General features: G+C 45.3%; 13 protein-coding genes. 5 read left to right on the plus strand and 8 right to left on the minus strand.

Annotated features, from left to right (window positions below; all coding sequences use genetic code 11):
* Positions 1–31: 31 nt before the first annotated feature.
* A complete protein-coding gene (locus BJP58_RS16180; protein WP_194544671.1) occupies positions 32–436 on the plus strand; it encodes a VOC family protein in 405 nt (134 codons plus the stop codon).
* Between the two features lie 48 nt (positions 437–484).
* On the opposite strand, the gene BJP58_RS16185 is transcribed toward BJP58_RS16180, so the two are convergent.
* The 6 genes from BJP58_RS16185 to BJP58_RS16205 form a co-directional block, all read right to left on the minus strand.
* Positions 485–1,123, minus strand: a complete 639-nt coding sequence (locus BJP58_RS16185) for an FMN-dependent NADH-azoreductase (RefSeq protein WP_194544672.1) — start codon at positions 1,121–1,123, stop codon at positions 485–487.
* Positions 1,124–1,287: 164 nt separating this feature from the next.
* Positions 1,288–1,716 carry a MarR family winged helix-turn-helix transcriptional regulator gene (locus BJP58_RS16190; RefSeq protein WP_194544956.1) on the minus strand — a complete coding sequence of 143 codons (429 nt, stop codon included), beginning with the start codon at positions 1,714–1,716 and terminating at the stop codon, positions 1,288–1,290.
* 189 nt (positions 1,717–1,905) lie between these two features.
* Positions 1,906–2,316, minus strand: coding sequence for a VOC family protein (locus BJP58_RS16195; protein ID WP_071220907.1), 411 nt, complete (start codon positions 2,314–2,316; stop codon positions 1,906–1,908).
* Positions 2,317–2,513: 197 nt separating this feature from the next.
* Positions 2,514–5,459, minus strand: a complete 2,946-nt coding sequence (locus BJP58_RS16200) for a glycosyl hydrolase family 18 protein (protein ID WP_233355092.1) — start codon at positions 5,457–5,459, stop codon at positions 2,514–2,516.
* The gene (locus BJP58_RS33645; RefSeq protein ID WP_442953968.1) at positions 5,450–6,187 is read right to left on the minus strand and encodes a fibronectin type III domain-containing protein; all 738 of its coding nucleotides are present in this window, start codon (positions 6,185–6,187) and stop codon (positions 5,450–5,452) included. The genes BJP58_RS16200 and BJP58_RS33645 overlap by 10 nt, the downstream gene beginning before the upstream one ends.
* A 507-nt stretch (positions 6,188–6,694) precedes the next feature.
* Positions 6,695–7,063 carry a YybH family protein gene (locus BJP58_RS16205; RefSeq protein ID WP_194544673.1) on the minus strand — a complete coding sequence of 123 codons (369 nt, stop codon included), beginning with the start codon at positions 7,061–7,063 and terminating at the stop codon, positions 6,695–6,697.
* 304 nt (positions 7,064–7,367) lie between these two features.
* On the opposite strand from BJP58_RS16205, the gene BJP58_RS16210 reads away from it, so the two are divergent.
* Both BJP58_RS16210 and BJP58_RS16215 read left to right on the plus strand, forming a co-directional pair.
* Positions 7,368–8,144 (plus strand): helix-turn-helix domain-containing protein, encoded by a 777-nt coding sequence (locus BJP58_RS16210; RefSeq protein WP_194544674.1) that lies wholly within the window; start codon positions 7,368–7,370, stop codon positions 8,142–8,144.
* Positions 8,145–8,216: 72 nt separating this feature from the next.
* Positions 8,217–9,029 carry a VOC family protein gene (locus BJP58_RS16215; RefSeq protein ID WP_194544675.1) on the plus strand — a complete coding sequence of 271 codons (813 nt, stop codon included), beginning with the start codon at positions 8,217–8,219 and terminating at the stop codon, positions 9,027–9,029.
* 177 nt (positions 9,030–9,206) lie between these two features.
* Here the strand turns inward: BJP58_RS16215 and BJP58_RS16220 are convergent, their stop codons facing one another.
* Positions 9,207–9,614: a MerR family transcriptional regulator gene (locus tag BJP58_RS16220; RefSeq protein WP_233355094.1), complete on the minus strand. Its 408-nt coding sequence runs from the start codon at positions 9,612–9,614 to the stop codon at positions 9,207–9,209.
* A 69-nt stretch (positions 9,615–9,683) separates the two neighbouring features.
* Between BJP58_RS16220 and BJP58_RS16225 the strand changes: the two genes are divergently transcribed.
* Positions 9,684–10,322, plus strand: coding sequence for a nitroreductase family protein (locus tag BJP58_RS16225; RefSeq protein ID WP_194544676.1), 639 nt, complete (start codon positions 9,684–9,686; stop codon positions 10,320–10,322).
* A 102-nt stretch (positions 10,323–10,424) separates the two neighbouring features.
* Here BJP58_RS16225 and BJP58_RS16230 read toward each other — a convergent pair whose 3' ends face one another.
* Entirely contained in the window at positions 10,425–11,030 is a 606-nt protein-coding gene (locus BJP58_RS16230) for a nitroreductase family protein (protein ID WP_233355095.1), read from the minus strand.
* 146 nt (positions 11,031–11,176) lie between these two features.
* Between BJP58_RS16230 and BJP58_RS16235 the strand changes: the two genes are divergently transcribed.
* Positions 11,177–11,527, plus strand: a complete 351-nt coding sequence (locus tag BJP58_RS16235) for a winged helix-turn-helix transcriptional regulator (protein WP_071220915.1) — start codon at positions 11,177–11,179, stop codon at positions 11,525–11,527.
* Positions 11,528–11,567: the final 40 nt, after the last annotated feature.

The following is an 11,567-nucleotide window of genomic DNA, read 5'->3' on the forward strand; positions in this document are numbered from 1 at the left end:
CATCATTTTAAAACTGGGAAGGATGTTGAACGTGGCTAAACTGACACCGTATATTTTCTCTGAGGATGCAAAAGCACAGGCTGAGTTTTATACCCAAGCACTAGGCGGGGAGATCCTGTCCGTACAAACGCATGGTGAGATTCCCGGAACCAAGGAAGAGCTTAAAGACAAGGTCATGCATCTTAGTCTGGTAGCCGGAGGCATTCCAATCTTTATGTCGGACTCCATATTCCAAACCCTGGAGCGCGGGAACGGGATTCACCTGAGCCTGTCGTTTGAGAGCGATGCTGAAGCGCATGAAGCTTTTGACCGCTTGGCCCAAGGTGGTAAGGTGCTTGATCCGCTGAAGACTCAATTCTGGGGAGCGCTGTTCGGGTTGCTGGAAGACAAGTTCGGCGTATTGTGGCAGGTAACGACCGAAGTCCAAGGCAATTAATGTTAGAAGGCCCTTCAAGTTTCACTTGGAGGGCCTTTTTTGCGTTATTTATTCGGAACTCCAACGATCCACGACTTCCGCAGCGGCCAATCGGCTTGTGTACAGAATATTTTTAACATCCAGCGTGGCGCGGCCTTGTGCACGAATGATCTCATAATCCGTAATACCGAGGAATTCGAACATGGATTTCAAATACTTGTGCGAATATTCAATCTCACGGTACCCATCATTCTCTGTATATATGCCGTCGCTGCCCTGTATGACCACAACGCTTCTTCCGTCGGTAAGGAGTCCTTCGGACCCGCTTTCCGTATATCTGAACGTTTCCTTCGGGATGATGATATTGTCCATATAATCTTTCAACTTGGAAGGGATGTTAAAATTGTGAAGCGGCATGGCGATTACATACTTGGATGCCCCCTTGAACTGCTGCAGGATCTCAGCCATCCGCCCCATCATTTTCCCTTCATCCTCGGATAACGGCTCCCCGCTCTCAAGCTTTTCCCACCCGTTCAGCAGATTCGTGTCAATGGCGGGAATGAATTCCCGATATAGGTCGATCTGTTCGATAAGGCTGGCCGGATTCTGCGCTGCATACTTGCTTACGAAAAACTCAAGCACCTGCAAGCTCAAGGACTTCTCGCTTCTTACCCTCGGATGTGCATTAATTACGAGTAGGCGTTCCATATAGGCAACACTCCTTTTATTTTGTGGTCAACCAAAATCACCAGCTAGCTTGCAGTCTGACTCACCTCCCGATTAGAATGAACGCTTAACACGCATCAACTCAAGTGATCTTCCTATATCAATTTGTTTGTACATACAATTATAATTCCGCGAAGATAAAGACCTCAGTCCTTATTCTCCAATTGATCACTCACCTCGTATAGATGCAATGATAATTCATCACCTTCGGCATGACCTAAAATAGCGCCATAACGACTGCGCAAATTCATCCAGCACTCGTGAATCACTTTCTCCAAAGCCTTTCCTTTATCGGTTGTATAGATCAATGACATCCTTCCTTCTACCCGATTATAAACCAGCCCTTTAACGGCCAGTTTCTCAACCAGACGGGTTACGGTAGAAGGCTGAAGGTGAAGAATTTCGCCTAATTCCTTCTGCGAGATCCCTTCCTTCTCATATACAGCCATAAGCAAATAAGCATATGTGGGTGACAATCCGCTTGCTGCAAACTCGTCTTCGGCCATCTTGGTAATGACCCGGCTAAGACGATTGGCTGTGAAGTAAAGGCATTCCTTAATATACGTATTTAGCATAACGGTTACCTCTTTCGCTGAGTTCATCCTGTTGAATCACCTTTTATTGTTTGCACATACAAATATAACGGATTTCCAAATAAAAGTAAAGAGGCAGATTTCCCCCATAACCTCGGAGACCTCTGCCGCTTCATTTTACGGGATGTATGCTGCTTCATGTTGAAGATACACCTGCTTGCTGCAATGCTTCTATTCGACCTGGCTCTGATCCATATACATGACTTCCCACAGGTGGCCGTCCGGATCCTGGAAGCTCCATCCGTACATAAAGCCATGATCCACCGGATCATTGGAAGGCGACCCTCCTGCGGAAAGTGCGGCATTAACGATTTCGTCCACCTGCTCCCGGCTTTCGGCGGATAGTGCCAGAATTACTTCCGTTGTGTTCGCGGCATTCGACAGATCTTTCTTGGTGAACGTCTTGAAATAATCCTCGGTGAGCAGCATGGCAAAGATGTTATCGCCGATGACCAGGCAAGCCGCGTTTTTGTCCGTAAATTGCGCGTTAAATTCAAAACCGATTTTCGAGAAAAAGTCCTTCGTTTTCTCCAAGTCCTTCACGGGTAGGTTTACAAAAATATTATCGCTTTTCAATGCCATTTCGAATCACCTCGTCGATTTGATAGATTCATCATAGCATGAGCAGCAGAGCGGCATTTCTCTTCAATTGCTATATTCAATAAACACAGCAGCGATTCAGCCAGGCTATAGCTTAATACTCCTTTCGAAAAAAAGGATGCCTCCAGGCAGCGTTAAAACTCGCCTGCGAGACATCCCATTTGTATTACGAATCCATGTTAGTTAGATAAACCCACTGCCCGCAGCAATCTCATGACGGTTACCACCGTCTGAGCTCTGGTTACATGGGATTGCGGATCCAGCTTGGAGCCGGATACGCCTTGCATAATCTTCTGCTCCACAACGAAGACGACGGACGACTTCGCATAGGATGAAACCTTGGAGTGGTCTTTAAATTTGTTTAACAATCCTTGGTTCGCTTCGTTCTTCTTGCCGGCATAATTCAGCACATTACTTAGCATAACGGCCAATTCCTCACGCGTAATCAAGCTGTTTGGATCAAAGATATCGCCTGAGCGTCCTTTCACTAACCCTGCCGCTTTCGCAGCTGCAATCTCTCTGGCATATCCGGATTTCGGATCTACATCCTTGAAGTTGGAGTAACTGTCGTCAGGCAGAATACCCAGCGCTTTCACCACAATGGATATAATTTCGGCACGGGTAATGGGTTGATTACCGCCAAAAGATCCGTTACTTTCACCAGATACGATCAGCTTGGCAGCAGCCTGCGCAACGTCTTCTCGTGCCCATGAAGGGATCGCGTCACTAAACCGGATATCTTGCTGAAGCAGGGCATAAACACCGCTGCCGGTTTTCTTGATTTCAACCGTTACCGTACGATCGGCGTTAACTTTAAATAAAGTCGGAACGGATCGAAGCTCATGGGTACCTGGTATATAAACCACTCCGGCGGCACGTTTTATATTTATCTTTTTCGCATCTACAGCAACAAATTGGCTGACATGGGTTTTGCCGAAATGCTTCAGTTCGGTCGTTGTCTTATCCGCGTTGATTTGCTCAAGCTTGAACAACAGCGGGTCGGCTAGTACTTCTCTTCCCTTCATCAGTTTCTCAACGCCCGTTGCATCGGCAGCCTCAGGAGAAATAATCGAGACTTTCACAGGACCTGGAACCGTAATCAGCGAAGCCGGAATCCGGTATTCTGTCCCGTTCACGATAATGGAGAGACTGGCCTTGGCTCCTTTTTTCGCAACGGCAGCGATGACTTCTTGCGGAATCTCAACCTCAGCCTGCTTCGCACCTGCACCCGCATGGATCTGGAAGTTGGAGGAATCCGAAAGGTTAATGCTGTTAACAGCTGCAGCCGTAGGTAGGGTCACCATAGCCTTATCGCCATGAAGCGTGACTTTTGCCTCTAGCTGATCTTTGGCTTTAGGAGGTTGTGGCGTCGAAGGCGTCGGTGAACCAGATCCTCCAGCGCCTCCTGATCCGCCGGAACCGTCAGATCCACCGGAACCGCTGCTTGAAGTTGTTACGCTAAGCAGATTCGAAGCGCTGGAGACGCGGTTAATCTCATTCCCCGTTCGATCTACCGCAAGCACATGAATCTTGTAGTTTGTCAGAGAGCTAAGGCCATTCATGGTGTAACTATTTTCTGTAACCGAGCCTGACAAAGCATTATTCACATATACTTCGTATCCCGTTGCACCTGCCACAGCATCCCATTTCACCTGAATGGAGCTTGCGCCGACACTTACCTTTGAGAGATTCGCCGGAGCCGGAAGTGCTGAAGCATTGACTTTGCCGTCGATCGGCAAGTCGGTAATGAGTTGAGTCGTCAGCGTCTTATTGCGGTCGCCACTGATATCCCAGCTCATGACGCCGGCAATATCCAGCGACTTCACGATAGAAGCGGTGTACTTCATGGTGTTCTTATCGTTGTAGGTGATGAACACTTTATTTTGATCGTTGTACAGGTAAGGTACCTTGGCGGATTCGTTCCAATATCTTTTATAGCCGTTCTTATTGATGTAGTTATTCTCAAGGTCGCTGAAGTCGAAAATGGCAGGCTCCCACGATTTCAAATCAGTCCCGCCTTTATTGCAAGTCTGATACTGACCTAGCGGACCACAGCCATCCCAGCCCTTACCGTAGTAGGGAACGCCCGCAATCAACTTATGTGTCGGCACCCCGCCCTTCAAATGACCTAACAAACCGCCAAGCACATGATTTCTTGGAGCGGAGGACCTCAAAAGAGCTTTATCATAGAACAATGGTGAATTATGATGACCGAACGGGTCATCTTTACCACTGTAGTCATAAGTCATAATATTAATGAAATCCAGATACTGGACAGAATTCGCAAAATCTGCGTTAACGGTAAAATTGTCTCCCTGCCCTGAAGCAATCGTCAGGAGATAATACTTCCCGTCCTCTGATCCGGCAGCATCCAACGCCTCGCGAACGGTTTTCATTAACAATGTGAAATTTTCTCTATCCTCCGGTGCCCTGGAGTTCGACTCTTCCCCTCCTTCAACAGGATATTCCCAGTCAACATCCAGACCATCAAACTTATAATCTCGTAGGAACTTCACAGCAGAATTTGCAAAAGTACGGCGTGTTTCTTCCGTCATGGCTACGTTAGAAAAATTATCAGACCATGACCAGCCACCTACTGAAACTATAAGTTTCAAATGAGGGTTCGATGCCTTGATGGATTCGAAAGCTGCGAAATTCTGAAAATCAAATGTCGGATCTCCAATTACAATTTCTCCGTCATGGACGTATCGATCCTGTGCAGGAATATTAGGATCTTCGCAGGCTCTCGGCCCGCTCCCGTATTTTTTCCAACATATATCGGCGAAGGCATAGTTAATGTGGGTGATCTGTGATACATCCACGTCACCAGGATGAAAATTACGCTCTTCGGTACTAGCTGACCAAGAAGTGTAGTACGTAATATTGTTATAATTGCTGCCAGGCACTACCGAAACGGATTCGCTTTCTGGCGAAGTCCATAGGCTGTTATGGCCCACGACCTTATACGAATAGGTCTTTCCTTCTTCCAGTCCAGCAGCTACATACCGACTCCCGCTACTCGAACCAACCATTACTCCATCCTGATAAATATCATAGCTTGTGGCACCGGGCACCGGTGCCCAGCCCAGTGAAACCGTAGATCGTGTAGCCGTGACTACTTGCAAACCTTGAGGTTGAGCCAGTTCCCCCATTTAAGGGTAACGGCATTACTATTGGCGGATGCTTCCAAAGCTCCATTTACGCTTCTCTGTGCACCTACTTTAAAAGTATAAGTTTCTCCTGCTTCCAAAGGTCCATAAGTAGCCGTGGTAACGGAGTTTTCCCAAGTGCCGCCTTTCCATGCTCCATTAATATAAATGTCATAAGCTTCGGCTCCGGGACTCGAACCCCAACTCAGCGTAACCGTATCTTCCGTTACATCGTCAATTATAAGATGGCTTGGAGGGGTCAACGGTGCATCTTTATACTCAGCTTCGTCTTTGGTCGTGGTGAATTCCAATACATTACTTTTGTGTTCTTTTTTCACGTCGCCATCCCAAGTAATATAGATCCTGTAGGTCGTTTCAGGTGTCAATCCGGTCACGGCACGGGTCCAATAATTGCCCCATGCCAGCCAATTGCCTGAATCCGCGTCCCACACCTGTATATTGTTTTCACCTTCGACGGGTTTGAAATCCCATTGAAATATCGCCATATTATGAGAGACACTTTCAATACGAAGATTCTGCGGCGCCAGCGGATCTTGAGCTCCATAGGTCGAGCTTGTTACCGTTGCCGGGTCGATTTCGGAGCTAATGGTAGGAATCTCTGAGGAAGGAGTAACCTCTGCCGCATAGGATGCAGGCGCATTAAGCAGTGGCGTAAACATGAGAATAAGGGCCAAGAAACACATCACCCATTTCGGGTGTTTTTTTATCATAAATGGCGTCAACCGTTTTCACCTCTGTTGATTAAATTTCGATTGCAAATGATACAGCATTTCGATGGATGTCTGTCCCTCGGTGTCATCGGGTGGTTCTTTGATGACTTGCCTAATTTCGCAGATCGCTCAAATCAAACTCCTATTGAAAGCGGTTACTAATTTTTCCAGCTCAACTATGTAGAGTTCAGTCCCCCCCTTTCTACTCATAATGGAATCACGGTCCGAGCGCTCTACTACAGCCTCCTTTCATGAATTCATTCGAGTTCAATAAATATTCATATATTTGTATCATGGAACCTACACTATCGATTGAGAAGGGATACATTTCCATAACCATGGGATAAATTCTTTTAATTTTATATTCTGTTAATAAATTCAACCTGGATTGGATCTGTCAGGGCCTGCAATCTTTACAAATGGAAAAAGAGCCCTCCAAGGACTCTTTTTCTTTTATTTATGCAATGATATCCAACCGATTCATCGAATCGAACTTAAATGCTCGTGCTTTAATTTCCATATACTATCGGCATTACGAACGAACACATTCGTTGCTCTCCCGCTTCCGGACGTAAATGTCCCCTGATGATAACCCTCGAAGTGGTAGGTATAGACACATACCGCCGTATGAGCATCGATCGCGATCCACTCTACATCCTCCGCCCGGTACACCTCATCCTGAATAACATGCCAAGCATGTTCGAAATAGGCCCGAATCTCATCCAACGTATGACAGCTCCGGTCCGAAAACCAATAGACCGCTTCTCCGTCGAGCAGCCGGGCTACATTGTCAAAATCATGCGTATTCGTGGCCGCTATGTATGCCTCAAGTGCCTTTTGATATGACATTGTTCCACACCTCCCATCTCTCAACTATTGCATGCCCAACAATCCAGTTCCATTGTTATCACAATTCCACTCATTCACATCCAGAATACCTTATTGTGAAGCCTGCATTCCATAAAAATTCTCCATTCTATGGTGTGACTCTACTTCTCACTTTATTTCAATTCTCATGTTGTATCTTCCTTACAAAATTACATTAACACCGATTTCGCCTTTGTTTATGATATTATATGGAGCAGCAGAATCTGGTACATTCAATATGCCAGTGCTCTTTTGGAACTTATTTAAAAATAGTAGGTGAACGCCAATGATGAGTATCGCGCAATTCGCTGCACGCACGGGCATGGTTCCCAGTGCGCTTCGCTTCTATGAGTCCAAAGGCATTCTAGTTCCGGCTGAACGGCACGATAACGGTTACCGGTTCTATGGATACCATCAAATTCAGACCGCCAAACTGGTAAACAGTCTCCGTCAATCGGGAATCAGTCTAGGGGATATTCACTGTTTCCTGGAGGCCGAGGAAAGTACGCGTTTCCAGCTTCTTGAACGCTGGCGGCGGGAGGCTGAAGCACGTCTACTTTCGGTTCAGATTGCGAGTCAATATCTAAATGGAATGGAATCGGATCATGGCAGTCTGCATCTCATCAATTGGGAAGAACCCTTAACCGTGATATGGCAGCCGTTTTTGGTAGACAAGCCAGTGAGCTCCTACTCTCGAGAAATGAAACAAGCGGCTGCCAAACTCCGTGACCTCAACATTCGCACCCAAGGCTCCAGCTTGATCAAGGTGATAGATTCCCTCCCGCACGCGGTCCAGATTGAAGTCGGATATCAAGTCATAACGGAGTCCTCCCGGAAGCCAACCCCTCTCCCGACTTCTTCGGAAGCCTATCTGGAGACCATCCCTCCTACCTTGTTCATATCGGTGGATAGTTCATGGGAGGATACCTTCATCTGCATGCGAACGATCCGCTTTCTCCAGAAGTTCGGTTTCGAACCTGCGGGCAAACGGCTGGAACGGCATTTTCCCGATTCTCCTCTATTCGAAATCATGATTCCTGTAATGCAAACTCGCTTCACTTGACCTTCAAGTTACTTGAAGGTTTATACTAGGATTGTTCCGTTTCCAAAACTTTCTTGTAGGAGGATCAAACGAATGGTTGGATTAAGGCTGGATGATTTTGATGGAGGTTTTATCGTGGCCCCCTGGGATCGATTCAAGGAACTCATCGATTGGTATAGCACACATTTGGATCTGAAAGTGACATACGAAGAGGATTACCCGGTCGAAAAAATGGCCACCCTTACTTTCCCGGCACTGGGATGCATACATATCAAGTCGGTGGAACATGATCACCCGCATTTTGCAGTAGACTGGGGACAGAACGGGAATGTTCGCTTCTGCTTCACCACAACGAATCTTGAAGCTGCACACGCCTATTTTCGCGAACAGAATATTCAAGTAACCGATGTGACCCAAGGCGCCTTTGACCGTTCCTTCGATTTCTTCGATCCGGTAGGCAACCGCTTAACGGCAATCGAACCGGAACCAGGTACGGAGGCATTGGTTGCTAAAGCACCGGACGCACGCTTTCCCTTCCAAGCGATCCCCCGCTTTGGCGTAGACCGACTGGATGAAGCCATCGCTTGGTATGAGACTAATCTGGGCGGCAGGGTCGAACGGATCAGCGAGGACGGAACCTCCGCAACCGTTATCATCACTAACGAAGGTGCACCGGTCTATCTGGAAACCGTTCGGATGGACCGAACGAAGAGCGCGCTCACTGTAGCTGCAAGGCCTTATTGGGTAATCCGGAAGAAGGCCGACTTTTTCGAGACCCATAAACGTTTGCAGGAACAAGGATGGAAGGTAACCGATTTTGCCGGAAATCCCAAGTTTCTTGTCATGTTCCATACCTATGATCCATATGGCAACCAGATCAATGTCTGGTGTTACGAGGACTGTTAGTCATAAAATTTGACATATCCACGGGAATTCCTCATTAATGACCATGACAGTTGAATGATCCAACAAGTTCTGACCGATCTTCATAATCGGATCCATTCATGAAAGGGCTGCGAGCATTCCAGCAGTTGATCGCAGCCCTTATATTGCAGTCGGGATTAATAGATCATTAGATTGTCCTTAACACTTGGTTTGAAAACTTGCCTTTCCTTCCAAAACGGCATTCAAGAACTTCTTCGATTTTTTCAATCGCTTCTGGATCTCTTCAATTTCTTTGATTTTTTGTTCAATCATTGCCGTCTTAGCCTCGTATGATAAGTTAAGTTCTTGATCTACCAACAAACTTAATTCTTCTATAGAAAAGTCTACGGATAAAAGTGCCTTCACATCATCTAGAAACTCCACAATCTCTTCAGAATAAACACGGTAATTATTTGCATCTCTTTTAACATAGCTGTCCGGAATCAGATTCTTACGTTCATAGAATCTTAATGTTGATATGGGCAGACCCGTTAATTTTGAAACATCGTTTATTTTCATAATAGGACCTCTTTTATTTCTTGCTATGAACCTAGGTTCATAGTTCATAATACGAAATATGATAACGAATGACATCTACAAAGTCAAAAAATCTATGTTATCAAAAGGAGAGGTTCTATGTTTAACCATATTCAAAACAACGATTTCGCCAATATCGTTATGGGCCGACGTTCTGTCCGTAATTATGATGAGAGCATTAAAATATCGAAAGAAGAGATAAGCGATATGATTTCGGAAGCCAGTTTGGCTCCATCCTCTGCAAATATGCAGCCTTGGCGTGTAATTGTGGTCGATACTCCAGAAGGAAAAGAAAAGCTACGACCTCTTGTGAGGTTCAATACGTTACAGAATGATACTTCATCAGCCATGTTATTAATTTTTGGTGATACCCAAAGCTATTTATATACTGAAGAAATTTACAATACAGCTGTGGAACAAGGAAAAATGCCAGCTGAAGTACGTGATCGTCAACTCGAAACCATTCTATCCTACTTTCCGACTCTATCCAAAGAAATGAAAGTTGAAATTGCAAAAGTCGATAGCAGCCTCTTTGCCATGCAGTTCATGTTAGTAGCTCGTGCACATGGGTATGATACGAATCCAATGGCAGGCTTTGAAGCTGATCAGTTAGCAAAAGCATTCGATTTAGATGAAGAACGCTATGCTCCAGTCATGATCATCTCTTTAGGAAAAGCCAAAGAAAACGGGCATGAGTCCGTTCGATTAAGCTCTGACAAGATTACATTTTGGAGGTAACCATTATCCGTAATCGATTCACCATCAATCAATAAGAAAAAAGCAGCCGATCATTGTGATCGGCTGCTTTGGCTTCACATAACTAATATTTCATTCCATGAATTATATTTTATTTGTATAAATAACTTTGTCCACATCGTGTCTAACGGTTTTATGACCTTGTTTAATTCCTTTCCCAATGGCTATAAGCATCACATCTTCATACCTGTCAGAAATCTGTAAGGCCGACTTTAATTGTTTGGAATCATACCCGGACATGGTAATCGTATGAAGACCCGCCTCGTTCGCCAGTAAGACTAACGACATGGACGCCAGGCTTGCGTCTCTTACTAATTCGAGCTTTAAATCTTCTTTTGATTTATTTAAATAATATTGGATAGCCGCGTTGGCTAAATAGTCTCTTAATGATGCGTCAAAATAACCCTTTTGGAATCCATCTTCATGGATATCTATAATGTTTTCTTTTTCAAATGCTTGATAATCGCCCAGTACAACGATTAGTACGGATGCTTCTACTACCTGTTGCTGATGAAAGGCAATGGGAAGTAACAAGTTTTTTAACTTCGGGTCGTCTATAACCAGGTACCGTGTCGCTTGAATATTGTTTCCGTTGGGCGATTGGCTGGCTCCTTCAATCAAAGCAGCCAACGTTTCCGATTCCACTGTATAATGGGGATCATAATGTCTGACAGAACGTCTTTGTTCCAATATCTCTCTCACACTCATTGTGCTCACTCACTCCAAAAGTTTTATTTGCTTCACATTCCGATTATAATGGACCGTACAGTGGCAGAAAATAACGCACAATAAAGTGGGTTAGCCACCTTTATGTGCCTATTTAGGGGGAATCCATCATGAACGGTCTCAATACGGGAATCAATATTTTTATGAATACGGTAGGAGGAAAGTGGAAATGTTTAATCCTCTTTTTTCTGAGTCAAAAACCAAGGAGAACCAAGGATTTCTATCTGCTCATGCCAACCATAACGCAGAAAGTTTTAACCGAGCAATTAAAGCAGCTGGAACGAGATGAGCTTGTCCGAAGAGAAGTATTTAAAGAAGTGCCGCCTAAGGTAGAATACAGTTTAACTGAGCTGGGCCAATCCTTCGTGCCCGTATTAAATACAATGTGTGAATGGGGCAACACCTATGCAACCGTACAAAACCTCGAAACAGAAGAACAAATCTGCTGCCAGCATAAATAGGCGGTCGTGCATATAAAGAGGCGTCGAAAAAAACGAGCAG

Source organism: Paenibacillus sp. JZ16 (assembly GCF_015326965.1).
Classification (GTDB): Bacteria; Bacillota; Bacilli; order Paenibacillales; family Paenibacillaceae; genus Paenibacillus_AQ.

Excerpts from the sequence above, each read along its gene's own strand:
- BJP58_RS16185 (WP_194544672.1), bottom strand. The coding sequence starts at position 1,123 with ATGGAACGCCTACTCGTAATTAATGCACATCCGAGGGTAAGAAGCGAG.
- BJP58_RS16190 (WP_194544956.1), bottom strand. The coding sequence starts at position 1,716 with ATGCTAAATACGTATATTAAGGAATGCCTTTACTTCACAGCCAATCGT.
- BJP58_RS16195 (WP_071220907.1), bottom strand. The coding sequence starts at position 2,316 with ATGGCATTGAAAAGCGATAATATTTTTGTAAACCTACCCGTGAAGGAC.
- BJP58_RS33645 (WP_442953968.1), bottom strand. The coding sequence starts at position 6,187 with ATGTGTTTCTTGGCCCTTATTCTCATGTTTACGCCACTGCTTAATGCG.
- BJP58_RS16205 (WP_194544673.1), bottom strand. The coding sequence starts at position 7,063 with ATGTCATATCAAAAGGCACTTGAGGCATACATAGCGGCCACGAATACG.
- BJP58_RS16210 (WP_194544674.1), top strand. The coding sequence starts at position 7,368 with ATGATGAGTATCGCGCAATTCGCTGCACGCACGGGCATGGTTCCCAGT.
- BJP58_RS16215 (WP_194544675.1), top strand. The coding sequence starts at position 8,217 with ATGGTTGGATTAAGGCTGGATGATTTTGATGGAGGTTTTATCGTGGCC.
- BJP58_RS16220 (WP_233355094.1), bottom strand. The coding sequence starts at position 9,614 with ATGAACTATGAACCTAGGTTCATAGCAAGAAATAAAAGAGGTCCTATT.
- BJP58_RS16225 (WP_194544676.1), top strand. The coding sequence starts at position 9,684 with ATGTTTAACCATATTCAAAACAACGATTTCGCCAATATCGTTATGGGC.
- BJP58_RS16235 (WP_071220915.1), top strand. The coding sequence starts at position 11,177 with ATGAACGGTCTCAATACGGGAATCAATATTTTTATGAATACGGTAGGA.